At 62.7% G+C, this 22,659-nt stretch carries 27 protein-coding genes; 17 read left to right on the top strand and 10 right to left on the bottom strand.

From position 1 onward, the window contains the following. Window positions 1-54 precede the first annotated feature (54 nt). The 4 genes from KBX18_RS05505 to KBX18_RS05520 form a co-directional block, all read right to left on the bottom strand. Entirely contained in the window at window positions 55-297 is a 243-nt protein-coding gene (locus tag KBX18_RS05505) for a hypothetical protein (RefSeq protein ID WP_255995149.1), read from the bottom strand. Continuing rightward, the gene (locus tag KBX18_RS05510; protein WP_255995150.1) at window positions 294-1,211 is read right to left on the bottom strand and encodes an ABC transporter ATP-binding protein; all 918 of its coding nucleotides are present in this window, start codon (window positions 1,209-1,211) and stop codon (window positions 294-296) included. Before KBX18_RS05510 ends, KBX18_RS05505 begins: the two co-directional genes overlap by 4 nt. 81 nt (window positions 1,212-1,292) lie before the next feature. Continuing rightward, the gene (locus KBX18_RS05515) at window positions 1,293-1,979 is read right to left on the bottom strand and encodes a response regulator transcription factor (protein WP_255995151.1); all 687 of its coding nucleotides are present in this window, start codon (window positions 1,977-1,979) and stop codon (window positions 1,293-1,295) included. Further along, window positions 1,979-3,106, bottom strand: a complete 1,128-nt coding sequence (locus tag KBX18_RS05520) for a sensor histidine kinase (RefSeq protein ID WP_255995152.1) — start codon at window positions 3,104-3,106, stop codon at window positions 1,979-1,981. Before KBX18_RS05520 ends, KBX18_RS05515 begins: the two co-directional genes overlap by 1 nt. Before the next feature lie 107 nt (window positions 3,107-3,213). Between KBX18_RS05520 and mnmA the strand changes: the two genes are divergently transcribed. From mnmA to KBX18_RS05540, 4 genes are all read left to right on the top strand, one after another. Next, the gene (gene mnmA, locus KBX18_RS05525) at window positions 3,214-4,299 is read left to right on the top strand and encodes a tRNA 2-thiouridine(34) synthase MnmA (protein WP_255995153.1); all 1,086 of its coding nucleotides are present in this window, start codon (window positions 3,214-3,216) and stop codon (window positions 4,297-4,299) included. Between the two features lie 38 nt (window positions 4,300-4,337). Next, window positions 4,338-4,835 carry a hypothetical protein gene (locus KBX18_RS05530; RefSeq protein ID WP_255995154.1) on the top strand — a complete coding sequence of 166 codons (498 nt, stop codon included), beginning with the start codon at window positions 4,338-4,340 and terminating at the stop codon, window positions 4,833-4,835. Next, the gene (locus tag KBX18_RS05535; RefSeq protein WP_255995155.1) at window positions 4,828-5,718 is read left to right on the top strand and encodes a methionine synthase; all 891 of its coding nucleotides are present in this window, start codon (window positions 4,828-4,830) and stop codon (window positions 5,716-5,718) included. The genes KBX18_RS05530 and KBX18_RS05535 overlap by 8 nt, the downstream gene beginning before the upstream one ends. 110 nt (window positions 5,719-5,828) lie before the next feature. Next, window positions 5,829-6,215: a hypothetical protein gene (locus KBX18_RS05540; protein WP_255995156.1), complete on the top strand. Its 387-nt coding sequence runs from the start codon at window positions 5,829-5,831 to the stop codon at window positions 6,213-6,215. On the opposite strand, the gene KBX18_RS05545 is transcribed toward KBX18_RS05540, so the two are convergent. After that, the gene (locus KBX18_RS05545; RefSeq protein ID WP_040424511.1) at window positions 6,212-6,892 is read right to left on the bottom strand and encodes a 3'-5' exonuclease; all 681 of its coding nucleotides are present in this window, start codon (window positions 6,890-6,892) and stop codon (window positions 6,212-6,214) included. The genes KBX18_RS05540 and KBX18_RS05545 overlap by 4 nt on opposite strands. 71 nt (window positions 6,893-6,963) lie before the next feature. On the opposite strand from KBX18_RS05545, the gene KBX18_RS05550 reads away from it, so the two are divergent. The 6 genes from KBX18_RS05550 (at window position 6,964) to KBX18_RS05575 (ending at window position 11,691) form a co-directional block, all read left to right on the top strand. Next, a complete protein-coding gene (locus KBX18_RS05550) occupies window positions 6,964-7,722 on the top strand; it encodes a MerR family transcriptional regulator (RefSeq protein WP_005290490.1) in 759 nt (252 codons plus the stop codon). Window positions 7,723-7,744: 22 nt separating this feature from the next. Further along, window positions 7,745-9,769, top strand: coding sequence for an NAD-dependent DNA ligase LigA (ligA, locus tag KBX18_RS05555; protein WP_255995157.1), 2,025 nt, complete (start codon window positions 7,745-7,747; stop codon window positions 9,767-9,769). A gap of 72 nt (window positions 9,770-9,841) precedes the next feature. Beyond that, the gene (locus tag KBX18_RS05560; RefSeq protein WP_156774838.1) at window positions 9,842-10,240 is read left to right on the top strand and encodes a hypothetical protein; all 399 of its coding nucleotides are present in this window, start codon (window positions 9,842-9,844) and stop codon (window positions 10,238-10,240) included. A 198-nt stretch (window positions 10,241-10,438) separates the two neighbouring features. Further along, window positions 10,439-10,918 carry a hypothetical protein gene (locus KBX18_RS05565; protein ID WP_255995158.1) on the top strand — a complete coding sequence of 160 codons (480 nt, stop codon included), beginning with the start codon at window positions 10,439-10,441 and terminating at the stop codon, window positions 10,916-10,918. 328 nt (window positions 10,919-11,246) lie between these two features. Next, complete coding sequence (locus tag KBX18_RS05570) at window positions 11,247-11,420, top strand: hypothetical protein (protein ID WP_156774837.1); 174 nt, start codon at window positions 11,247-11,249, stop codon at window positions 11,418-11,420. Continuing rightward, window positions 11,398-11,691 carry a hypothetical protein gene (locus tag KBX18_RS05575; protein ID WP_255995159.1) on the top strand — a complete coding sequence of 98 codons (294 nt, stop codon included), beginning with the start codon at window positions 11,398-11,400 and terminating at the stop codon, window positions 11,689-11,691. The genes KBX18_RS05570 and KBX18_RS05575 overlap by 23 nt, the downstream gene beginning before the upstream one ends. Before the next feature lie 12 nt (window positions 11,692-11,703). Here KBX18_RS05575 and KBX18_RS05580 read toward each other — a convergent pair whose 3' ends face one another. Then, window positions 11,704-12,378 (bottom strand): amino acid-binding ACT domain protein, encoded by a 675-nt coding sequence (locus KBX18_RS05580; protein ID WP_255995160.1) that lies wholly within the window; start codon window positions 12,376-12,378, stop codon window positions 11,704-11,706. Between the two features lie 83 nt (window positions 12,379-12,461). Here KBX18_RS05580 and KBX18_RS05585 point away from each other — a divergent pair, with 83 nt between their 5' ends. The 7 genes from KBX18_RS05585 to KBX18_RS05615 all read left to right on the top strand — a co-directional run bounded on the left by KBX18_RS05585 (window position 12,462) and on the right by KBX18_RS05615 (window position 19,309). Next, window positions 12,462-13,601 (top strand): cytochrome P450, encoded by a 1,140-nt coding sequence (locus KBX18_RS05585; RefSeq protein WP_255995161.1) that lies wholly within the window; start codon window positions 12,462-12,464, stop codon window positions 13,599-13,601. Between the two features lie 67 nt (window positions 13,602-13,668). Beyond that, entirely contained in the window at window positions 13,669-13,974 is a 306-nt protein-coding gene (gene gatC / locus KBX18_RS05590) for an Asp-tRNA(Asn)/Glu-tRNA(Gln) amidotransferase subunit GatC (RefSeq protein ID WP_255995163.1), read from the top strand. Between the two features lie 3 nt (window positions 13,975-13,977). Beyond that, window positions 13,978-15,432, top strand: a complete 1,455-nt coding sequence (gatA, locus tag KBX18_RS05595; RefSeq protein ID WP_255995164.1) for an Asp-tRNA(Asn)/Glu-tRNA(Gln) amidotransferase subunit GatA — start codon at window positions 13,978-13,980, stop codon at window positions 15,430-15,432. Between the two features lie 5 nt (window positions 15,433-15,437). Further along, window positions 15,438-16,739 (top strand): MFS transporter, encoded by a 1,302-nt coding sequence (locus KBX18_RS05600; RefSeq protein WP_255995165.1) that lies wholly within the window; start codon window positions 15,438-15,440, stop codon window positions 16,737-16,739. Between the two features lie 10 nt (window positions 16,740-16,749). Then, window positions 16,750-17,781, top strand: coding sequence for a 6-phosphofructokinase (locus KBX18_RS05605; RefSeq protein ID WP_255995166.1), 1,032 nt, complete (start codon window positions 16,750-16,752; stop codon window positions 17,779-17,781). 20 nt (window positions 17,782-17,801) lie between these two features. Beyond that, window positions 17,802-18,731, top strand: a complete 930-nt coding sequence (locus KBX18_RS05610) for an NAD-dependent epimerase/dehydratase family protein (protein WP_255995167.1) — start codon at window positions 17,802-17,804, stop codon at window positions 18,729-18,731. After that, complete coding sequence (locus tag KBX18_RS05615; protein WP_005290464.1) at window positions 18,728-19,309, top strand: GNAT family N-acetyltransferase; 582 nt, start codon at window positions 18,728-18,730, stop codon at window positions 19,307-19,309. The genes KBX18_RS05610 and KBX18_RS05615 overlap by 4 nt, the downstream gene beginning before the upstream one ends. Here the strand turns inward: KBX18_RS05615 and KBX18_RS05620 are convergent. From KBX18_RS05620 to nadA, 4 genes are read right to left on the bottom strand one after another with little or no spacing between them, the layout of a single operon-like run. Beyond that, window positions 19,306-20,220 (bottom strand): PrsW family glutamic-type intramembrane protease, encoded by a 915-nt coding sequence (locus tag KBX18_RS05620; protein WP_005290463.1) that lies wholly within the window; start codon window positions 20,218-20,220, stop codon window positions 19,306-19,308. The two genes, KBX18_RS05615 and KBX18_RS05620, sit on opposite strands and share 4 nt — an antisense overlap. Next, entirely contained in the window at window positions 20,220-20,780 is a 561-nt protein-coding gene (locus KBX18_RS05625) for a hypothetical protein (RefSeq protein ID WP_156774835.1), read from the bottom strand. The genes KBX18_RS05620 and KBX18_RS05625 overlap by 1 nt, the downstream gene beginning before the upstream one ends. A 36-nt stretch (window positions 20,781-20,816) precedes the next feature. Further along, window positions 20,817-21,668: a carboxylating nicotinate-nucleotide diphosphorylase gene (nadC, locus tag KBX18_RS05630; protein ID WP_005290458.1), complete on the bottom strand. Its 852-nt coding sequence runs from the start codon at window positions 21,666-21,668 to the stop codon at window positions 20,817-20,819. 7 nt (window positions 21,669-21,675) lie between these two features. Continuing rightward, on the bottom strand, window positions 21,676-22,629 hold the full coding sequence (nadA, locus tag KBX18_RS05635) for a quinolinate synthase NadA (RefSeq protein WP_255995169.1): 954 nt from the start codon (window positions 22,627-22,629) through the stop codon (window positions 21,676-21,678). Window positions 22,630-22,659: the final 30 nt, after the last annotated feature.

Here is a 22,659-nt window from a genome sequence, read left to right on the forward strand (position 1 = left end):
CACGCTTCCTAACAATGCGCTAGAGTAAAGCCAATAATTTCACCCCCACGGTGTCTACTTTCCGGGGGCCGGGCCCCGGCTGGCAATGAGGGCAAGCTGTAGCGGGGACATCAGCGACAGCGAGATGGCAAGGACGACCAGGTGGCTGCCCCAAGCATTGTCGGGAAAGGCTGAGAAGTAGCCCACGGACTTTTCGGCGAAGAGATTTATGCAGGAGAAGAGCAGGACTGCAATAGATGTCAGCAATCCAAGCAGGATCACTTTCGTGCGTCGCAGTTTCGCGATTTCAACCATCATGCGCTCAACCCCTCCGTTCCGGTTAGTCCAATGAAGACTTCCTCCAAACTGCGGCGTTTACGAACAACTTGGTAAAGCGGCACACCGTTGCTGACAAGCCGGGCGCAGATTTCGGCAACTTGTTGGTCGGTTACCCCGGCGAGTTCAATCCCGTTGTCACCGCGCACCGGTCGGAACGCGGCCAGAAGATCTGCGGCGATGTCCTCGGATGGGGTTTGGATGAAGAGGTCGGGCAGTTGAGCGTTGTAAAGCTGCTCTTGCGAACCTTGGAAGATGAGCCTGCCACGGTCGATGATGGTCAAATTCGTCGCCATCTTTTCTATTTCCGAAAGTAGGTGGCTGGAAACGAGCACCGTGCGGCCTTCATCTCGGGCAAGGCTGACAATGAGTTGACGGATCTCCTCGATGCCGGCGGGGTCGAGACCATTGGTGGGTTCGTCGAGTATGAGAAGCTGCGGGTCCCGAACGAGCGCCATCGCAATTCCGAGACGCTGTTTCATGCCGAGCGAATAGTTCTTCACTAGCTTGTCCATGTGCTTGCCCAGACGCACGAGTTCGATTGCACGCTGCGTGTGAACTGGATCGGCCTCGAACAGGCGGGTGGCGATCTGGATGTTCTCACCGCCTGTGAGGTGCGGATACGCCGAGGGCGCCTCAATTAGAGAGCCGACACCGCGGAGAACCTGCTGCTGCGTTTGTCGATTCATCGGCTGTCCGTGGATCTTGATTTCACCGCTAGTTGGAGTGACAAGTCCGAGAAGCATCTTCATGGTCGTGGATTTGCCGGAGCCATTCGGGCCAAGCAGACCGTGCACGGTGCCAGCTGTCACGTTGAGATTGAGGGAGTCAACGACAGTCGTGGAACCGTAGGTCTTTGTTAACCCCTGTGTTGCAATGATCGATGATGTATCCATGCCCTCAAGGCTTCCGCAGGACAGGGGCTGTGCGCGTCGGCGCGGGGCACGATCTTCTGCGTGATACCCGGGTATGAGGGCTTAGGAATCTAGCAAATCGGAGCGCGAGACCAACCCGGTCCGGTAGGCAAAGAGTGCGGCATGCACGCGGTCACGCGAATGCGTCTTCATTAAGACACGGCCAACGTGCGTTTTCACCGTCGGCATGGAGATGAACAGTCTTTCTGCGATTTCCGTGTTGGTCCATCCGCGTCCCACCGCGATGAGGATCTCGTGCTCCCGCTCGGTCAACTCCTCAATGGCGTGACGGTCGGCTGTGGAGAGCGGAATGTTTTCAGCTGGGGCTTCGCTAAGCTTCGCGACGATCCGGTTGGTCGCCCGCGGCGAAATCACAGCATCACCTGTGGCGACGGTGCGTATGGCGTCGAGAAGTGTTTCGGGCTCCGCATCCTTGAGCAGAAAACCGCTGGCGCCGGCGGCGAGTCCGCCCATGACATAATCCTCATCGTCGAAGGTGGTGAGGATAATGACCTTGGCACCGGGAAAGCGTTTCAAAAGCTGGCGGGTCCCAGAAATGCCGTCGAGAACAGGCATCTGCACATCCATGAGCACGATGTCCACCGGACGTTCGCTCATCGCGGCCAGCGCTTCCTCGCCGTTACCGGCGATCCATTGGACATCCATGTCTGGTTGCGAGTTCACGACATTGCGGATGCCATGGAGGAACAGTGCTTGGTCATCGACGAGGCCAATGGAATGAATCTTCATCAGCGCACCTCGCTGGTGATGCTCAGAGGCAGTCGAGCGTTCATCACCCACGTGTTGCCACCGGCAGGGGCGGAACTGAGGGAGCCGTTGATTAATGACGCGCGTTCGCGCATGCCAGGCAAGCCATGCCCGGGGCCGGGTCGCGCTCCCGGCGCGAACCGGTTGTCCACGCGAATGTCCACCTCGTCAGCGGCCCATGACACAGTCAGGTGTGCGTGCCCGTCGCCGTGTTTGAGCGCATTGGTCAGCGCTTCTTGCACGATGCGGTGCACCGTCAGTGAAGTAGCGGGATCGAGTCGAGTGGGTTGTTCGCCACTGACATTCACGCTGACGTCGAGGCCGCCGGCGCGGCTGGTTGTGACGAGTTCATCGATGTCGAGCTTCGTCGATAACGGCGTAAGCGGGCGGGGATCTGGATCGCGCAACAGCCCCACTACTCCGCGCATCTGACGCAGTGACTCGCGACTGACAGTGCTGATAGTGCGCAGCGCACCGTCCCGGTCGGAACCGTAGAGTGCGCCGTCGGCTTGCGCCACAATGACGGTGAGTGAATGGGTCACAACGTCGTGGATCTCCCGGGCGAGGTGAGCGCGCTGCTCCGCTGAGGCGCGTTCGAATTCATCGCGCTGGCGTTCGAGCTGGAACTGCATGTCCTTTTCTGCGGTCTCTATCGCGCGGCGTCGGAGCTCGCCCATGAGTAGTCCGACGACCAGTAGAGTCACGCTCCATGCGATGTAGGGCAGGCGCTGCGAGAATGGCATCGCGACGAGTGGTGCGGAGATGAACGTCGTAGCTATAACTACCCCGCTAAGCAGAGCCACCGTGGCGAAGTCGCGAAGGGGCGAAGATGGGTGGCGACGTGCGATATAAGCCGTGAAGACTACAACCGACACTGTTCCAATCGGCAGTTCGGGTTGGAATGCGCACGCTGCGAGCAAGATGATCGCGACACCAATTGTGAGCAGAGGCCACCGCCATCGTGTAAACGGTGCGGTCGCCGCGCACACAGCGAGCGCACCATCGATGATGCTCGGGCCGTTAGTAAGAGGGCCTATCTGGCCGAAGGTGACAAGCAGTAAAGCCAGCCCGACATCGCGCAGGCTCACATGGCTCGACTGGATCTTCATGACTTACCACCGTAACTTCCGTCTGCGCCGAATACGTCGTACCCGGGCACCACTTCGCCGATTCAGCCGTTTCGTCTCCACGACGTGGGGGACTACACTCTCGCACCGTGCGAGTTTTGGCAGCAATGAGCGGCGGCGTCGATTCCTCTGTGGCGGCGGCGCGGCTTGTCGACGCCGGACACGATGTCGTCGGTGTCCACCTTGCGCTGTCGAAGGATGCGCAGCAGACCCGTGAGTCCGCCCGGGGATGCTGCTCGCTGGAGGACTCTGCCGATGCGCGCCGCGTGTGCGACAAGCTGGGCATCCCGTTCTACGTGTGGGATTTCTCCGACCGCTTCAAAGAAGACGTCATCGACGACTTCGTCGACAGCTACGCCCGCGGCGAGACACCGAACCCGTGTCTGCGCTGCAACGAGAAGATCAAGTTCGCGGCCCTGCTTGAGCGCGCTGTGCAGCTCGGCTTCGACGCGATCGCGACAGGGCACTACGCACTCATTGACGATGCCGGGAACCTGCGCCGGTCCATCGATCCCCAGAAGGACCAGTCCTACGTCCTCGGCGTGATGACACGCGACGAGCTAGACCGCTGCATCTTCCCGGTCGGCGACACCGAGAAGCCCCAGATCCGCGAGGAAGCGGCCGCCCACGGCTTTTCGACGGCGGCAAAGCCCGACTCCTACGACATCTGCTTCATCCCCGACGGAAACACCCAGGCCTTCCTCGGCCGATCCATTGGCATGCGCCCCGGCATGATCGTCGACGAGTCGGGTGCGGAACTCAAGGAGCACGACGGCGCTTTCCAGTACACGATTGGCCAGCGCAAGGGCCTGAACATCCGCGTTCCCGCTGCCGATGGCCAGCCGCGCTACGTCACTGATATCGACGCCGCGACCGGCACAGTCACTGTCGGCCCGCGTGCCGCGCTCGACGTGCGCACGATTCACGCCGACCGACTGAAAATCCTGCACGAGGCGATGGCCGGCACCTTCGAGGCACTCGTGCAGATCCGCGCGCATGGGGGAGTCGTGTCCTGCACCGCCCATGTTGACCTGGACGCTGACACGATGACCCTCGAGCTGGCCGAGCCGCTCTCTGGCGTGGCACGCGGCCAGGCCGCCGTGCTCTATCTGCCGGATCCCGACGGCGAGGGCGATGTCGTGCTCGGGTCCGGCACGATCTGCGGTACCGAGTAGGTCCGGGGCTGCTCTTCAGCTCCGCTATCCTCACTAACGTGGACAAGCACCTCATCTGGATCAACCCCCTTTCTCTTCCGTGGCGCCTGGGCCTGCTGGGGGCACTCGTGCTCATCGCGGGCGGGGTCATCGGACTCATGGCGACGCAGGGGTTACCAACGGTCATCGGTATCCTCCTTTTGCTTGTCATCGCCGTGGTCACCACGGTGGTGCATCGCATCGGCACCTTCCTCCACGTTGACGGGGACGTGCTGCGGTTCGGCCGTTACCCGCGCCCCCAGGACGAGATTCCGCTCACCCGCATCAAGGGCGCACGAGTAGAAGACCTCCCCGCAGATGAACGAGTGACCAGGCCGTGGGGGACTCTCGCGCCCGACGCGTCGACGACGCTTGTCGACGTCAACCGCTCCACCCGCGCCGTCGTGCTTTCCCTTCGTGATGGGCGCACCGTCAAGATCGGTGTCGGCAGCCACAGCCCCAGCGCCGAAGATTTCGTAGCTGGCTTGCGGGAGCAGAACAGGAGCATCCATGGCTGATCATGCCGATGCCGCTCCCACAGCCTTCGGACTGGGCCCTGTCCCCGGCACCGACCTCGTCGCCGCGGCAGACGTGGTGCTGTCCGAAAGCCCGCTGCCGCACATTCCCCACCTCCCGGAGCGCGGAGCCGGATCTGATGTCATCGGCCGTACTGCCGCGTTGCTTCCCCTCAACGTCGACATTGGTCCGCGCAGTTGGCAGATTCACGCCCGCCCGCAGATTGCGACCATGCGCGCCCGCGACCAGTGGAAGCGCGATCTCGACCTGCTTGAGGAACTGTGGGCGGGCAAAGTGCCGGAGCTCAAAATCCAGCTGGTTGGCCCATGGTCGCTTGCCGCTGAGATTGAGATGCCGAACGGGCATCGCATGATCACGGATCACGGGGCTCTCCGCGACATCACTGACGCGCTGGTGGAGGCTGTGGGGGAGCACAGACGGGACGTCGAAAAGCGCATGGGTGCAACGACTGTCTTGCAGCTCGATGAGCCGAAGCTCGACGCGGTGGTGCGCGGTGCGTTGCAGGGAACGACGGACTATGAGGACATCCCGCCGGTGAGTGAAGACGACGTCCTCGAACGCTTGGGGGTGTTCGGTCCGCACCTGCTCAACGCGTCGCGGCCAATGTACGGCGCGGATTGGTTCACCGTTGGGCGTGCGGTGGATGCGGACGGGCTGGGCGAAGCGCTCGACCGCGGCGCCCGGACTGCGTTCCCGGTGATGGAACCGAACGACGTCTTCGCGCTCTTCGACCGGATGCAGCTCGACCCAGTGCAGCACGGGTTCGACGTGTACGCCGAGCCTGCCCCAACCTTGCTGGCCACTGCCCACAACTATCGCGCTGCGGTGGAGATGGTGGAGGCTCTGGCCCCAAGATCTAGTTGACGTAGGTGCCGCGGAAACGTCGTAAAAGACCAGGTCATAGTTGCATGACGTGGCAATGATGCAATCTAGATCTCGGGCAGGTTCCGTCGTTGACCGGTAGTCTGACTTCCATGAGCGAGGCAAAGCTTTCGTGGGAAAAGAGCCAGAATCACATGTGGGTGCTCGCGCTTATGGCGGTGCCGCTATTTTTCGTCTTCGGGGAGTTGCTTGATAGCTACATCATTGCTTTTCCCATCGCAATGGGTTTTGCGTTGCCGTTCTTCTTCTTGGGTTCTACCCGTTATGCGCGGCTCGATGCCACAACCTTGAGCTACAGCAACGGTAGCGAGGAGAAGACCCGTCCGGTGGAGGACATCGCCCGGATCACCCAGGAACCGATGTCTGGGTCGCTGGTTTTCGAGTTCACTGACGGCACGAGCGACTACGTCGAAAACGGCGGTGACGAACAGGGCGTCAGTGAGTTCGTCGGTAAGGCGCAGCAGTACCTAGGCACCTAGCTGAGCATCGGCCACGCTGTGGTGATGCCCTTGGTGTCCCGCCCGCGCGATTCGCAGAATTTGCGGAACTCGGTCTGGATTTCGAAGTGCTGCACGGCCTGGAATTCCATGAGTTCGTCGAGTTCCATCTGGGACAGCTGCGGCCAGACCTTGTTCACCTGTTTCCACGCGATGCGCGCGGCAGCGGTAGCATCCGACGTCGCCTCGTGCGCGTTGTCTAAGCGCACCCCGTAGAACTCCGACAACGCACCCAAGTTTCGCTTACCGCCCTTGCGGTAACGGTCCATCGCGCGGTCAATGAGCAGTGGGTCGAACACCGGCCCCGTCACCGTGAAATCGCCGGTGAGCGCGCGCAGCACGGACAGGTCATAGGGCGCATTGAAGACGACCAAGGTCAAGCCTTCATCCCACGCTTGCTTGATCGCGGCTACCGTCTCCTGGAGCACGTCGTCATGGGGCCGCCCCTCAGCGCGTGCTTTTTCCGTGGTGATGCCGTGGATGCGCGCCGCCTGCTCCGGGATGTCTACACCTGGGTCGGCGAGGGTCTCGGTGGCGGTCATGGAAGAGCCGTCGATACGCACCAGCGCTGAGGTGACAATTCTCGCTTCGCGCGGGTTCGCGGACGTGGTCTCCAAATCAAAGGAGAGCATGCGCGAGGCGTTGAAGGTGGCAGCCATGCCCATCATTCTAATGAGCATATGGACAACCCCATTGACCTTGCCCCAAGGTCAAGGTTCACACTTGTCGTATGAGCTACTCCATCAGCGAAGTCGCAGACATTGTGGGCGTGAGCGCGAAGGCCTTGCGCCACTGGGAGAGCCTCGGACTGCTCGCTCCAGAGCGCACGAGTGCCGGCTACCGCGAGTACTCCGACGCGGACATCGAACGCGCGGCCGCAATCGCGCTCTACCGCGGTGTCGGCATCGCGCTCGAGAGCATCGCAATGCTTATCGACGCCCCCGCCCACACCCTTCACACTGCGCTCCTGAAACATCGTGACGTGCTGGGTGGGCAGCTCAGCGCCATGCGTGAGCAGATCGCTGCAGTGGACAAGTTGATTGCGCAATCTGAGAACGGGACCGTCGACATGGACGCCATCAAGGCGTACCTCGGGGAGAAAATGCCCGAGTACCAGGAGGAGGCAGAGCAGCGCTGGGGTGACACGGCCGAGTGGGCTCAGTCCCAGGAGGTGTTGGCCGGCATGGGGGAGGAGGACTTCGCCCGTCTGCAGCGCGAGCAGGAAGAATTCGCAGCTGACCTTGTCGCCGCCCGCGATGGCGGGGTCGCGCCGGGATCCGCGCAAGCGCGGCAGATCGTCGACCGACACCGGGCAATGATCGGCCAGTGGTACGAGGCGACACCGTCGCGCCAACTCATCCTCGCGCGGATGTACGTGGCCGACGCACGCTTCCACGACGCCTACGCAGGCGCGCAGGACTTTCTTCTCGAGCTGGTCGAGGCGCAGGCTGCTGCGGAAGGCGTTGACGTTAACGACCCTCAGTGGTGAGTCATCTCTACACTTGAATTCCGTGACTGAAGCTCAAGTTAGTGAAGACCTGCTGCGCCAGTGGAACGAGCTGGCGAAGGAGGTCCGCCACCACCGCGATCTCTACTACAACGGCGACCCCGTGATCACGGACGCGGAGTTCGACGAGATGTTCCGCCGGCTGCAGCAGCTGGAGGAGGATCACCCGGAGCTCGCTGTGCCTGACTCGCCGACAAAGGAAGTCGGCGCGGCACCCACGAGCACGGCATTCGAGGATGTCGAGCACCTTGAGCCGATGATGAGCTTGGACAATGTGTTCTCCGCTGAGGAATTGGCCGACTGGTTGACCAAGACCCCAGGGCCGTATCTCACTGAGCTGAAGATCGACGGTGTGTCCATTGACTTGGTCTACGAAAACGGCCAACTCACCCGTGCTGCCACTCGCGGCGATGGCCGGGTGGGGGAGAACATCACCGCTAACGCCCGCGTCATCGACGACATTCCGCACGAGCTCACCGGTGACTTCCCGGCATTGTTGGAGGTCCGCGGTGAGGTGTTCATCCGCCCGGAGGACTTCCCGGAGCTCAACGAGCTGCGCCAGAAAGAGGGCGGCAAGCCTTTTGCCAACCCCCGCAACACGGCAGCCGGCGGCCTGCGGCAGAAGGATCCGGAGAAGGTCCGCAACCGTAAGCTGCGCATGATCTGCCACGGCATCGGCGCCCGCGAGGGGGTTGAGTTCTCCTCGCAGCATGATGCCTACGAGAAGCTCGCGGCGTGGGGTTTGCCCGTCAGTGAGTACACCAAGCGCGCAGAGTCTGCCGAGGAAGTGCAGAAAACTGTCGAGTACTGGGCCGATCACCGCCACGACGCGATCCACGAGATGGACGGCTTGGTGATCAAGGTCGACGATCTAGCTGCGCAGCGCCAGCTCGGCTTTACTTCCCGCGCCCCGCGCTGGGCGATCGCCTACAAGTACCCGCCGGAAGAGGTGACCACAAAACTCAAGGACATCGCCGTGTCCGTTGGCCGCACCGGCCGCGCTACGCCGTTCGCGGTGCTCGAGCCGGTGTTTGTGTCCGGATCGACGGTATCCATGGCCACGCTGCACAACCAGCACGAGGTCAAGCGCAAGGGCGTGCTGATCGGCGACACCGTCGTCGTCCGCAAGGCTGGGGAGATCATCCCGGAGGTCCTTGGCCCTGTCGCTGACCTGCGTGACGGCACTGAGAAGGAGTTCGTCTTCCCGGAGAATTGCCCGGTGTGTGGCACGAAGCTTGCTCCCGCCAAGGAAGGCGATGCTGACTGGCGCTGCCCGAACACCCGCTCGTGTCCCGCTCAGCTCGGCCAACGCTTGGAGTACCTCGCGTCCCGCGGCGCGTTCGACATTGAGGCTCTCGGCGAGAAGGGTGCGCAAGACCTCATCGCTTCGGGCGTGCTTATCGACGAAGGCGACCTTTTCACCCTCACCGAATCCGACCTTGAGAAGTCCTCGGTGTACACCACCAAGGCCGGCACAGTGAACGCTTCCGGCAAGAAGCTGCTGGCCAATCTCGAGCAGGCCAAGGAAAAAGAGCTGTGGCGTGTCCTCGTCGCGTTGTCGATCCGCCACGTCGGTCCGACAGCTGCCCGGGCGCTCGCATCGCGCTACGGAAGCATGGAAAAGCTTTTCGACGCTTCCGTCGACGACCTCGCCGACACGGACGGCGTGGGCAGCATCATCGCCGAGTCCTTCAAGGAATGGTTCGAGGTCGACTGGCACTGCGACATTGTGCGCAAGTGGGAGGCCGCCGGAGTGAACATGGAGGACGAAGCCTCCGATCTCGAGCAGACTCTCGAGGGGTTGACGGTTGTGGTGACTGGATCGCTGGAGAACTTCAGTCGCGACGGTGCGAAAGAAGCGATCCTCTCGCGCGGCGGCAAGGCGGCCGGCTCCGTGTCGAAGAAGACTGACTACGTAGTGGTCGGGGAGAACGCGGGGTCCAAGGAGACAAAGGCGCGGGACCTTGGCATCACAATCCTCGACGAAGATCAGTTCCGGACACTCCTTGAGACCGGTGATGCAGAATAGCAAGGAGTAAATAATTGTGGCGAATAAGTGTTTCTGTTGTTGAAGTGACAAGTGTCTGGTAATTTCATGGGCATGAAGAAGAAGTTGCTTTCCCTTGTCATTGCTGGATCTCTCGCGACTGGAGCAGCGGTCTCGGTTCCGGAAGCCGATGCCCAAGCTCAAAGTAGCCTCGGTATCGCCCTCGCTGTCATTGCCGGAACTGCCGCAGTCGTCGGATTGGGAGTCGCTGCCTCGTCCGCCATGGATAACACTGCGGTGCCGCCGCAGCCAGAGCCCGAGCAGCCTCCGGTGCCGGAGGAACCGGTCGAGGAACAGCCTGCCGTTGAGCAACCCGCTGTCGGGCAGCCCGTTGTCGAGCAGCCTGTCGCCCCCGCTCAGCCTGCGGCGCCAATTGAAACTCCGCGTCAGCCCGTGCAGTCTGTTCAATCTGGCGCGACCGAGAAGACCCCCTTGGTTCCCGCCTACATCTAAACCGTATCGAGGTTAGTTAAAGGGCCCGGCTCCGGACTATCCGTACCTGGCCTTTCTGGCGCACTCGACGCACTCTGGCGAAATCTTGCAAATCGCTGAGTAAATGTTGATGAGCTGTTGACCGTCTGATAGATTCTGGATCGTTTAAAAGGAAACCTTCCACATCACGCACGCCCGATTAAGGGATTAAGGAATGAGATGAGAAATAAACTCGTTGCCGCCACCGTCGCTTGCACTTTGTGTCTGGGTAGCGTCGCAAACGTCGCTGCTGCTCCAGAGAGTCACGCCGACTCTCGCCGCATTGGTGTAATCATTGGTATCACCGCCGGCGCCCTGGCTCTCGCTGGATCCAGCTTCGCCGCGGGTGCCGCTTTGAGCTCTGAAGGTGGCTTCGAGCCGCCGCAGCCGCCTCAGCTGCCGCAACCGCCTCAGCTGCCGCAGCCAGCACCGGCCCCTGCGCCCGAGGAGGTGCCCGCACCCGCTCCGGAGCAGGCCCCGGCGCCTGCTCCGGAAGATGCCCCAGCGCCCGCGCCTGCGGATGCGCTTCAGCCGGCACAGCCTGTACAGCATCCCGCAGAAGCGCCGGCTCCGGCACAGGCGGAGGCACCCCGGCAGGAAATCGCATCCGTGAAGTCCGGTGCGACGGAACTTGCGCCGGGTATCGCCCGCTTCATCTAAGGCATTACCCAAAGGGGGATCGGGGCGGACGTGCTCGTTCGCCCCGGTGGTTTTCTGTCCGCCGCAGTTCCAAGCGCGCTTCGGCGCGCTTTTTGTTTATTTGCTGATTGTTACGCGACGATTCCTTACTTGTCGAGTGTGGAACATCAAAATTCTGACAGATCGGAAACGGATTCTATTGGCGTGGAACGCCGAGAACCGAGGGATCGTTTAGAGGCAGTCGAAACACGCGTCGCCGCGTTCGAATCAGTTGCGCCCCGTCACACGTCCTCCGGAGACTTCTGGGGCGTGGACGGCATCGAGTCCTTGAACCGGTCCAACGCGCCAAATGAAACGAGCCTCGGTTCCGTCGTCTTTGGGGGTTCTGTATGTCTTGGGCCGCGAGTGCTCCTACCAGTGGGAGCGCGGCGCTGACTCACTCATCGGTCACGGTTGGGACGAATCTGTCGAACGCATCGCCGCCATTACGCATCCCGTCCGTGGTGCGATCCTGCGTCGTTAGTTCCGCCGGTGCCGGCTACCACCACGTCGGCTCGCTTCATGACACTGGCTGGATCGCAAAGCTTGACGGTCGCTACGAAGTCCGCCGCTCCCGCGTTATCTCCCTGCTGACCATGAGCAACGTCATTCTCGTCGTCTGTCTTTTGGCGCGAAGAGCGAGCTGGAATGGCGATGTCCCAGTGTTCATTTGGTGGTTGCTGGCTGCGTGGTCCGCTGTACTCGTCGGCATACAAGCTTCGCGATGGGGTAAGGCGGGCGTCTGCCTTAAGTAGACGTAGCTTGCGCTAGCGGACGAGTGCCCCCACAATCGCCCCGAGGTCCCCAATGTGTGTCACCTCGGAGGCGAGGAAGTCCGGCCCGCCAGTGCGGCCGATGACAAGGAAAAGGCCCGACGATGCCAGCGGCGTGATTGCCAAGGTGGAGTCCAGCAGCCACCAGGATTCGGGTACCCACGTGTCGATGTCGTCGCGGAGGATGCGGGCCTCGGGTGCGTCGATAAGCGCAGGCACAGAGCCGTCGTCCCCGGGAGCTGCCTGAGAGCCGGCAACGCGCTCTATTCCGTCCTCGGTCTCGCGCAGCACGACGGCCCACGAAGACGTCAACGCCTGCGGCATGACGGAAACGAGTTCCTCCATGGCTTGCGGGAGGTTGTGGACTTGTCCTGCGACGCGCGCGAGCATTTCCACCTGACCGCGGCGATCGACGCGTCCCGTGAATGGGCGAATGGAATCGACCTCAACGCCGTCGAGAGCAGCTGCGGCAGTAATGATCGAGTCGACCATGCCGCCGGTGGGAAGATCTACGACGATATCGTCGGTGACCACCGGCTGGCCGTCCGCGTAGGTGGACTCCACGATATCCACGGATTTGATGTTCGCATCGGCCATGCCGAAAGCCTCTGCCAGCTCGCCGAGGCTGCCAGGGGTATCGGGGAGGACGACGCGGATTAGGTAGGACATGGCCTCATTTATATCAACTCGCAAAATCGTGGGCGGGCGTACGATCGAGATTGAGACACACTCAACCGCATGAGAGGTACAAGATGCAGCCCCACGAACTGCACGAATCGACGCTTGCAGGAACCGAACCCCGACAATATGCAGACGCCCTCCACAGTGCTGGGAACAAATTGGCGAAGGACGGCGATGAGGTCGTTGTCGCCGGCCACGACCTCGCCCGCGAAGTCGCTGAGAATCCCGAACATTACTCATCCGCAGTGTCGCGCTTCATGCAGCTGCCCAACGGGCTCGACGGCGAGCAGCACGCTAAAGTCCGCGCAATGATCGAGCGCTACCTGGATGCCCCTGCAGTCGAAGGGCTCGAACCCGTTCTGCGGGAGATCGCACGCGAGATCATCAATGATGCGCTCGCGCACGGCACTGCAGATGCGGTAGGAGACCTGGGCACGCAGTACGCAGTGCGCGCGATGACGGCCTGGCTTGGATGGCCTTCTGCAGTCAACGACGAGCTCGTCGTATGGGTGGCAGATAACAACGCTGCCACCCGCTCCGGGCAACTCGAGCGCACGGCCGAAGTCGCACGGCGTTTCGATGACATTATTCGTTCCGTCGTCGAACCGTTGCGAGAGAATCCCGATGATTCTGTGACCTCACGCCTTGTTCACGACGAGAGTTTGGGGCGCCCGCTGGAGTTCGAGGAGGTCGTCTCCGTGCTCCGCAACTGGACGGCTGGCGATCTGAGCTCTATGGCCTACTGCATAGGGGTTATCGTGGAGGCCCTCCTCGCCCGCCCAAAGTTGCAGGAGCGTCTGCGTCAGGGTGTTTCTCGCGTCGAGTTCACCGCGATGGTCGATGAGATGCTTCGCGCAGACTCCCCGTTTGTGAGCAACCGCCGCGTCACCACGTGCCCGGTCTCCCTTGGCGGGGTCGATCTTCCTGAGGGGCAGCGCGTGCGCATTCACTGGACTGCCGCGAACCGCGACCCCGAGACTTTCTCTGACGTTGACGGCTTCGACCCCGAGGCGAACGCGGGGGAGAATCTGGTGTGGGGTGCTGGACCGCACGCCTGCCCCGGCAAGGAGCTTTCGGTGGTGGAGCTACAGGCGTTGATTGAGGAGCTGTGCGCCACGGCGGAGCTTTCGCCAGCAGGCGAGGGGGAGCGGGAGGTTCACCCGGTGGGCGGATGGGCATCGCTTCAGGTGCGGCTTACCGCTCGCGGATGATGAACCCAGCTTGACGTAAGATGAGGCGCGTTAACCACAACCCGAAGATTGAAGAAGGTGGGACAACGTGGCTGAAGCCTCAGGAATTTCCCGCGACGAGGTCGCAGGCATCGCGCGTCTGGCACGCATCGCCGTGAGCGAGGAAGAACTGGATCAGCTAGCAGGCCAGCTGGACACCATTGTGGAAGCCGTGTCAGCAGTGCAGGCCGTGGACACTGAGGGCGTGGAGCCGATGAGCCACCCGCACTCCATCGACGCGGGCATGCGCCCCGACATTGTGCGCCCCACCCTGACTCAAGAGCAGGCACTCGACCAGGCGCCAGAGGTCGAAGAAGACCGCTTCATGGTTCCGCAGATTCTGGGGGAGGAGTAAACAATGGCGAACTGGACCGAACTGTCCGCACACGAACTGGCAGAAAAGATCCAAGCTGGTGAGGTGACCTCCCACGAGATCACGCAAGCGTTCCTGGACAAGATCGCTCAGACTGACGGCGACATCGGCGCCTTCCTGCACATCGGGGCAGAAGAAGCATTGCAGGTCGCTGATGAGGTCGACGCGCAGGTCGCCGCCGGTAAAGAACCTGCCTCCCCGCTGGCTGGCGTGCCGCTGGCGCTGAAAGACCTGTTTGTCACCACCGACGCTCCCACAACTGCGGCCTCGAAGATGCTCGAGGGCTACATGAGCCCGTACGACGCCACGATCGTGACCAAGATCCGCGAGGCAAAGATCCCGATCCTGGGCAAGACGAACCTCGACGAGTTCGCCATGGGCTCCTCGACCGAGAACTCCGCGTACAAGATCACCCGCAACCCGCACGATTTGGAGCGTACTCCGGGCGGTTCCGGTGGTGGCACGGCTGCGGCTCTGGCCGCCAACCAGGCTCCGCTGGGCATCGGCACCGACACCGGCGGCTCGATCCGCCAGCCGGCATCGCTGACCGGCACAGTGGGCGTGAAGCCTACCTACGGTGCTGTGTCCCGTTACGGCATGATTGCTAACGCTTCCTCCCTGGACCAGTGCGGCCCATGCGCCAACTCTGTTCTCGATGCCGCGCTGCTGCACGAGGTCATTGCTGGCCACGACGAGTATGACGCGACCAGCGTGGACAAGGACGTGGCCTCCGTGGTCGAGGCTGCCCGTGAGGGCGCATCCGGCGACCTGTCTGGTGTCAAGGTTGGCCGTGTCAAGCAATTCGGCGGCGAGGGGACTCAGACTGGTGTCGTCGAGGCTATTGACGCTGCGTTCGCTCAACTGGAGAAGCAGGGCGCGGAGATCATTGAGGTTGATTGCCCGAACTTCGAGCACGTCATGGGCGCGTACTACATCATCCAGACCTCCGAGGTCTCGTCGAACCTGGCACGTTTCGACGGCATGCGGTACGGCCAGCGCAAGGGTGAAGGATCCGCCGAGGAGGTCATGGCGCGCACCCGCGGCGACGGCTTCGGCGACGAGGTCAAGCGCCGTATCATTCTGGGCACCTACGCACTGTCGGTCGGTTACTACGATGCCTACTACCTGCAGGCCCAGCGCATTCGCACGCTTGTTGCGCAGGATTTCCAGAAGGCCTTCGAACAGGTCGACGTGATTGCCGGCCCGGCCACCCCGACGACAGCTTTCAAGCTCGGTGACAAAGTGGATGACCCGCTGGCGATGTACAACTTCGACCTGTTCACTTTGCCGCTCAACCTCGCGGGCCTGCCCGGCATGAGCGTGCCTGCCGGCACCGCCTCCGACACCGGCCTGCCGGTGGGCCTCCAGCTCATTGCGCCGGCCTTCGCCGATGAGCGCCTCTACCGCGTCGGCGCCGCTTTTGAGGCCGGCAGGGCGTAGGTTTCTTGCACGGTTCGCGGCCCTGGTTCGCGCTGTCGGCGCTGACGATCGGGTACTTCCTGATCATGTTCGATCAGGGCCTCATGCCGGTGATCACACCGCACCTTCCGGCTGAAGTGTCCGGCGCGGTGTGGCTCACCAGCATCTACCTGTTGTGCACGGTCGTGCCGATGCCGGTGACTGGCAGGCTGGGGGATAAGTACGGCCAGCGCACTGTCTACCTCGCCGGGTTGGGCACGTTCGCGGCCAGTCTGGTGCTCGCAGCGGTGTCATGGTCGTGGCCGGTCATTGTGATCGCCCGTGCGCTGCAAGGCCTTGGTTCCGCGATCTTCCTGCCACAGGCATTCGGCTTGATCAATCGCATTTTCCCTTCCGACGGTAGGGGCAAGGCGTTCGGGTTTTGGGGCGTTGTCGGCTCGGTCGGATCGCTGCTTGGCCCTATTGTTGGCGGAGTTTTCGTAGGCAGTTTCGGTTGGCGCTCAACCTTCATCCTGCAGGCCGGCATTGCCGGGGTTGGCCTCGTCCTAGCCGCCTTCTGGCTTCCGCGTCTCGCTCCAACTTCCGTACTCATTCCCGTCGGTGCCGCGGCGATGTCCTTTGTCGGCCTTGGCGCGTTGGTGTACGGCATCCAGTTCGGTTCGTGGATCCCGCTGGTCGGCGGTGCGATCGTGGTGCTTTTGCTGGTGCGAACATCGTCATTTGTTCCCCGTGAGCTCTACCGCGACCGCAACTTCGTCCTGGGCACCTCTGCCATTGTCGCCATGGGTTTCGCGGTCGCGGCGATGTTCATCCCGGTCATGTACTGGCTGCAAACCGTCGCAGGTGTCAGTGCACAGACCGCCGGCCTACTCACGGCCCCGATGTCGGTGGTGGCCATGCTGCTCACCCCGTGGGCCGGAGCGCTGTCAGACAAAATCAGCGCCAGACTTTTGTGCACTGCGGGCTTTGCGACGATGGTGGCCGCTCTCATCATCGCCTGGTCCATCACAGTTTCTGCTGCCGACTACCGTTGGTTCGCGCTTGTGACCGCGCTGTTGGGACTTGGCAGCGCCTTCGTCTGGGCGCCCAATGCCACCACGACGATGCGCAATGTGCCGGATTACGCCGCCGGGGCGGCCAGCGGGGTGTACAACACGCTGCGCCAGATCGGCAGCGTCGTCGGCGTGGCGTTGACCGGCGCAGTCCTTGCCTCCGGCCAGGTCGCTTCTACCGCTGGACCTGCGATCTTGCTGTCGGCGATCGTGCTGGCCATCGGGGCGGCCGCGTCGGTCTTTCTTCGTACGGACATCCCCGCGCAATCGCGCTAGTGTGGAGCGCATGCGCCTAGCCACTCTCACCTCCGGCGGCGACTGCCCCGGCCTCAATGCTGTCATCCGTGCCATCGTCCGTACCGCCAGCTCAGAATTCGGGTCCACGGTCGTCGGTTACCAGGACGGCTGGGTGGGTCTCATGGACGACCTGCGCACGGACTTGTACGACGACGCGTTCATCGACTCTATCCTGCTGCGCGGCGGCACGATCCTGGGCACCGGCCGCCTCCACCCGGACAAGTTCAAGGCGGGTATCGATCAGATCAAGGCGAACCTCGACGACGCGGGCATCGACGCGCTGATCCCGATCGGCGGCGAAGGCACGCTCAAGGGTGCCAAGTGGCTCTCCGACAACGGCATTCCGGTGGTGGGCGTGCCGAAGACGATCGATAACGACGTCAACGCCACCGACTACACCTTCGGCTTCGACACCGCGGTGTCGGTGGCCACGGACGCGATCGACCGTCTGCACACCACGGCGGAATCGCACAACCGCATCCTCATCGTCGAGGTGATGGGCCGCCACGTCGGCTGGATCGCCCTGCACGCGGGTATGGCCGGCGGCGCGCACTACACGGTGATTCCTGAGGACCCCTTCGATATCGAGGACATCTGCAAGGCGATGGAGCGCCGCTTCCAGATGGGGGAGAAATACGGCATCATCGTCGTCGCCGAGGGCGCCGTGCCGAAGGAAGGCACGATGGACGCGGGACTTGGCGAAGAAGACGAATTCGGCCACAAGACATTCACTGGCATGGGCCAGATCATCGGCGACGAGATCCACCGCCGCCTGGGCTACGACGTGCGCACGACGGTGCTCGGCCACACGCAGCGCGGCGGCACGCCGACGGCCTACGACCGGGTGCTGGCGACACGTTACGGCGTGCACGCCGCGCGCGCGGCGCACGAGGGCAATTTCGGCACGACGGTCGCGCTGCGCGGCGAGGACATCACGCTCGTCCCGCTCGGCGATGCGGTGGAGAACCTCAAGCGCGTGCCGGAGCGCCGTATCCGCACGGCGCGGTCCATGTTCGGATAGCCGTCAGTTAGAATCACCGCGTGCGAACTCTCGTCACCGGCGGTGCCGGCTTCATTGGATCTCATCTCGTCGATCAGCTCGTCATGGCAGGCCACGAGGTCGCCGTGCTGGACAATTTGAGCAGCGGTCGGCTCGAAAACATCAGCCACCAGACTGCAGTCGAGCTCGTCGAGGGGGACGTGGGGGATAAGGGGCTAGCAGATGTCGTCGATAAGCTTGCTCCTGAAGTGATCTTCCACCTCGCCGCGCAGATCGACGTGCGCAAATCCGTCGAAGACCCGATCCTCGATGCGCAGGCGAATATTCTGGGCACGATCAATGTCGCGGAAGCCGCGCGGAAGGCTGGCGTGCGCAAGATCGTGCACACCTCGTCGGGCGGCTCGATTTACGGCACACCCAGCGAGTTTCCCGTCGACGAGTCCTTCCCGGTCGACCCGCACTCGCCGTATGCCGCGTCGAAGCTCGCTGGTGAGCAATACCTGGGCATTTATCGCCATCTGTACGGGATGCAAGCGAGTTTCATCGCGCCGGCGAATGTGTACGGCCCGCGGCAGAACCCGCACGGCGAAGCCGGGGTCGTGGCGATTTTCTCGGAGAACCTCTTGCATGGCCGTCCGACGAAGATTTTCGGCGGCGGCACGAACACGCGCGACTATGTTTACGTGGGCGATGTCGCGCGCGCATTCGTCCTCGCGGCGGGTGAGCGCGGCGACGGGGTGCGCTTCAATATCGGCACCTCTGTGGAGACGACTGACCGCGAATTGCACACGTTGGTAGCCAAACATGCGGGCGCGCCCGATGCGCCCCAGAATTTCCCGCCGCGGCTTGGCGACGTCCCCCGCTCCGCCCTCTCCGCCGCCCGCGCGAAGGAGATACTCGGGTGGGAGCCCACCGTCAGCCTCGACGAAGGCGTGGCACGGACCGTCGACTATTTCCGGAGGACGCAGTGAATTTTTGCGACAACCCCACCCTGAGCAACCAGTGGGTCACTCTCGAACCGTTGAGCCTCGATCATGCGGCGGCTCTGGCGTTAGCCGTCGGGGACTTGTGTGACCTGTGGTACCAGGACCACATTCCCACGCCTGGCGGCGTGCCGGAATACATCGAGAAGAACCTCGCCGATCAGGAGCGCGGCGAGCGCGCCCCGTGGGCGATCGTCGACCCGGCCGGCAACGCCATCGGCGTGACCACGTTCCTGCACCCGGATCCCGTGAACCGAAGCATCGAGATCGGGTCGACGTGGATCACTAAAGACGCTCAGGGTGCGCCGTTCAATAAAGCGGCGAAGCTCCTCATGCTGCAGCGCGCGTTCGAGGACCTGGGGTGCCTGCGCGTGGAGATCCGCACGCACTTCATGAACCGGCAGTCGCGCGCCGCGATCGAGAGCCTCGGTGCCAAGCTCGACGGGGTACTACGTCGCCACAAGATCCTCAAAAGCGGCCTCGTGCGCGACACGTGCGTCTACTCCATCTTGGACACCGAGTGGCCCGAGGTTAAGACCGCGCTTCAGGCGCGGCTGCGCGCTTAAGACCGCTGCCTGGCTTCTCGGGCTGAAACTTCCTCAACAGTCGCTGCGGAAGCTCCATGCGAGGCGGATTCAGTCCCCTCAGTCGTCTCCGCGATGTCTCGGCGGCCGATCTTGCGGGTGTGTAGGTAGAGCCAGATTCCGCCGATCCAGGTGAACGCAATGACCGCGATCAACGCCACCAGCGGGACGATCTCGCCGGGTAGCTCGGTTGAGGCGTTGAAGATCGAGTGAATGGCGAATCCGAGGAAGTACCAGATGACCAGTTGGCCGATGCGCCAGCCGAGAGATTTGTCCGTGCGGCACAAGAAGACGCCGAGGCCCCATGCCGAGAGACCGAGGTAGAGCGAGTGGCCCCATGGTCCAGGGACGGTCCGGGCGGCATACCCCATGAGCGAGCCCTCGACATCGGAGTTGAGGTTGTCGAGCGCCGCTTTCAAGATGTAGGTGGCGTTCTCCAGCGCCGCGAAGCCGAAACCGACGGCAATCGCGATGGTCACGGCCTCAATGGGGCGGCGGATGCGGAAGATCATGGTGCTCAGGATGAACACCGTGGCGAATTTGAATAACTCCTCGGCTGTGGGGCTCAGCAGAGCGAATCCCAAACTGCCCAAGCCCAGCCAATCCTTGAAGGCGATGATGGATTCATTCGTGGTCACTGAAGGGGCGCACAGAGCCATACCTGAGACGAACCCCGCGAAGATGAAGGCGGGAGAGGAATGAACAGGGCGACCCGGGTGGTTGCGCAGCAGAAGCCACGCCAGCAGTAACCACAGCGCCGCGAGCAATGCGCTCATTGCCGCGATCGTTGCGTTGAAGGGGAGCTGGCTGAAGTAGATAACCGACCAGACAGCGGAGGCGAGGAGGATCAGGATTCCTGCGATGCGGAGGATGAGGTTCATTTTGTCGGTCACTAGTCGCCCTCCGTTTCCTCGGAATCGTCAGCGGAACTATCAGTGTTCACGTCAGCGGAGTCGATCAAACGTTGGGCGAGCTCTTCTGCGTCGTCCCCGCCGAAAGAGAAGTAGCGGGTGGTCTGCCCGTCGGCAATGGAGACGGCCACGAGATGGCGTTCGGCGTCTGCCTCGGTGCGCTTCACATGCACGCCTTCACGCGGGGACCCGACGTTGCCGGTTTCCACGTTCCGGTCGAGTGTCACTCTGCGGTAGAAGCGGGCGAGGGCTTTCTCTGCGTTGTTGGGTGCCGGTTCGGAGCGGCCAAGAATGCGCGTCGAATCGCAATCCCACGCCTTCGTGCTTTCCGCGAAGCCCGCCGGGTTGCTGCACACAAGCTGCCCGCCGTTCTCGTCGGGCACGCCAATGCTGCCCAACTCCACAGGGTTGTCGGGCACCTGGGACTCTTCGGGTGTCGTGGTGGCGTCGACAACGCGCGGAAAGGCCAGCGCGGCGGCGACGAGGAATAAAAGAATAAGCCCGAGCACGATCGGTGCCCGGGAGGATTTCAAATCATTCATAACGCCGATCATGATACATAACGGCGGCTATCACTGCTATACGGCGTCCAGTCCGATGTCGAGGATGGCAACCGAGTGCGTGAGCGCGCCGACCGCGAGAAAATCCACGCCGGTCTCCGCGTAGGCGCGGGCTCGGTCGAGCGTCAATCCGCCCGAGGATTCCAGCTTCGTCCCGGGGGACAGGGCATCGCGCTTATCGACGGCTTCCCGTGTCGCCTCCACGCCGAAATTATCCAGCATGACCAGATCTGGTGTGAATGCCAGGACTGCTTCAAGCTGGCCGAGGTCGTCGACTTCAACTTCGCGGGGCAGGTCCGGGAAGGCGGCGGTGGTGCGCCGGTACGCTTCTGCCACGGTTCCGACGCTGGCAACGTGATTGTCCTTGATGAGAACGGCGTCGCCCAGGCTCATTCGGTGGTTGACTCCGCCGCCGCACCGCACCGCGTATTTAGCTAGGTCGCGGTATCCGGGCAAGGTCTTGCGGGAATCGCGGACTCTGGTGCCGGTTCCTGCGAGCTGTCGGGTCCACTCGTGCGTGCGGGTAGCGATGCCGCTGGCGTAGGTGAGCAGATTCAGTGCCGTGCGTTCAGCAGAGAGGATCGACCGCGCGGGGCCGGAGACTGTCGCGAGACGGTCGCCTGGCGCGACTAGGTCGCCGTCGGCCGCGTGGACCGCCACGTCGATGTCTGGGCTGACTTCGTGCATGGTCCACGCGACGGTGTCCAGGCCCGCGACCACGCCGGGTGTGCGTGGGACGACGATGGCGGTGAGGTGGGCGTCGGCGTCGACAGTCGCCTCGGTCGTGGCGTCGGGGCCGTGCGTGAAATCTTCCTCGAGGCCGAGGCGGATGAGGCGCAGCGCGGCGTCTTTATTCAGTGGTGCACTCATCCGCGGGTCACTCTCCGCTGCCCGGGTTGCCGATGGCGATCATGCGCTCCAGCGACTGGCGCGCCTTCGCGGCGGTCTCCTCGGGCACAGTGACTTCGTCGCGCATGTCCCGAAGGCTGGCCACGAGTTTCTCCGGGGTGATCATTTTCATGTATTTGCAGGAGGCCTGGGGGTTGACGGGCTGGAAGTCCGCCAGCGGGGATTTCTTCTGCAGTTGGTGGAGCATGCCCACCTCGGTAGCCACGAGGACTGTGCCTTCAGTGTCCCGGTCCGCCTGGTCCAGCATGCCGCCGGTGGAGAGCATGTGCACGCGCTCCGGGGCGATGACGCCCTCGCTGGCGAGATAGATCGCTGAATTCGCGCAACCGCACTCCGGGTGGATGTACAGGGGAGCATCCGGGTGCGCGGCTGCCTGGTCGGCGAGCTCCTTGCCGTTGATGCCGGCGTGCACGTGGCATTCGCCGGCCCAGATGCGGATATTCTCGCGGCCGGTTTGCCGTTTGACGTGCGCGCCGAGGAATTGATCCGGACAGAAGAGGATCTCTGCGTCGGGGTCGATGGAATTGACCACGTCGACGGCATTGGAGGACGTGCAGCACACATCGGTGAGGGCCTTCACATCCGCTGTGGTGTTGACGTAGCTGACCACCACGGCGCCCGGGTGCTCGGCCTTCCACTCGCGCAGCTGCTCGGCGGTGATCGAATCGGCGAGGGAACAACCGGCGGCTTCGTCCGGGATGAGCACGGTCTTGTCGGGGCTGAGGATCTTCGCGCTTTCCGCCATGAAGTGCACGCCGCAGAAGACGATGACATCGGCGTCCGTGTCGGCCGCAATCCGGGACAGCGCTAGGGAATCGCCGGTGAAATCCGCGATGTCCTGGATCTCCGGGATCTGGTAGTTATGCGCCAGAATAACGGCGTTTCGTTCCTTCTTGAGTTTTTGCACTTCATCGGTCCACATATGTTCAATGTAGCGCTCATGGCCGCAGTG

Source organism: Corynebacterium sp. CCUG 69979 (assembly GCF_024454095.1).
Lineage (GTDB): Bacteria > Actinomycetota > Actinomycetes > Mycobacteriales > Mycobacteriaceae > Corynebacterium > Corynebacterium genitalium.

Bases quoted from the DNA above. Each gene is read 5' to 3' on its own strand.
- KBX18_RS05505 (WP_255995149.1), bottom strand. From the start codon at position 297: ATGATGGTTGAAATCGCGAAACTGCGACGCACGAAAGTGATCCTGCTT.
- KBX18_RS05510 (WP_255995150.1), bottom strand. From the start codon at position 1,211: ATGGATACATCATCGATCATTGCAACACAGGGGTTAACAAAGACCTAC.
- KBX18_RS05515 (WP_255995151.1), bottom strand. From the start codon at position 1,979: ATGAAGATTCATTCCATTGGCCTCGTCGATGACCAAGCACTGTTCCTC.
- KBX18_RS05520 (WP_255995152.1), bottom strand. From the start codon at position 3,106: ATGAAGATCCAGTCGAGCCATGTGAGCCTGCGCGATGTCGGGCTGGCT.
- KBX18_RS05535 (WP_255995155.1), top strand. From the start codon at position 4,828: ATGGCTGATCATGCCGATGCCGCTCCCACAGCCTTCGGACTGGGCCCT.
- KBX18_RS05540 (WP_255995156.1), top strand. From the start codon at position 5,829: ATGAGCGAGGCAAAGCTTTCGTGGGAAAAGAGCCAGAATCACATGTGG.
- KBX18_RS05545 (WP_040424511.1), bottom strand. From the start codon at position 6,892: ATGGCTGCCACCTTCAACGCCTCGCGCATGCTCTCCTTTGATTTGGAG.
- KBX18_RS05550 (WP_005290490.1), top strand. From the start codon at position 6,964: ATGAGCTACTCCATCAGCGAAGTCGCAGACATTGTGGGCGTGAGCGCG.
- KBX18_RS05560 (WP_156774838.1), top strand. From the start codon at position 9,842: ATGAAGAAGAAGTTGCTTTCCCTTGTCATTGCTGGATCTCTCGCGACT.
- KBX18_RS05565 (WP_255995158.1), top strand. From the start codon at position 10,439: ATGAGAAATAAACTCGTTGCCGCCACCGTCGCTTGCACTTTGTGTCTG.
- KBX18_RS05570 (WP_156774837.1), top strand. From the start codon at position 11,247: ATGAAACGAGCCTCGGTTCCGTCGTCTTTGGGGGTTCTGTATGTCTTG.
- KBX18_RS05580 (WP_255995160.1), bottom strand. From the start codon at position 12,378: ATGTCCTACCTAATCCGCGTCGTCCTCCCCGATACCCCTGGCAGCCTC.
- KBX18_RS05585 (WP_255995161.1), top strand. From the start codon at position 12,462: ATGCAGCCCCACGAACTGCACGAATCGACGCTTGCAGGAACCGAACCC.
- gatA (WP_255995164.1), top strand. From the start codon at position 13,978: ATGGCGAACTGGACCGAACTGTCCGCACACGAACTGGCAGAAAAGATC.
- KBX18_RS05605 (WP_255995166.1), top strand. From the start codon at position 16,750: ATGCGCCTAGCCACTCTCACCTCCGGCGGCGACTGCCCCGGCCTCAAT.
- KBX18_RS05625 (WP_156774835.1), bottom strand. From the start codon at position 20,780: ATGAATGATTTGAAATCCTCCCGGGCACCGATCGTGCTCGGGCTTATT.
- nadC (WP_005290458.1), bottom strand. From the start codon at position 21,668: ATGAGTGCACCACTGAATAAAGACGCCGCGCTGCGCCTCATCCGCCTC.
- nadA (WP_255995169.1), bottom strand. From the start codon at position 22,629: ATGTGGACCGATGAAGTGCAAAAACTCAAGAAGGAACGAAACGCCGTT.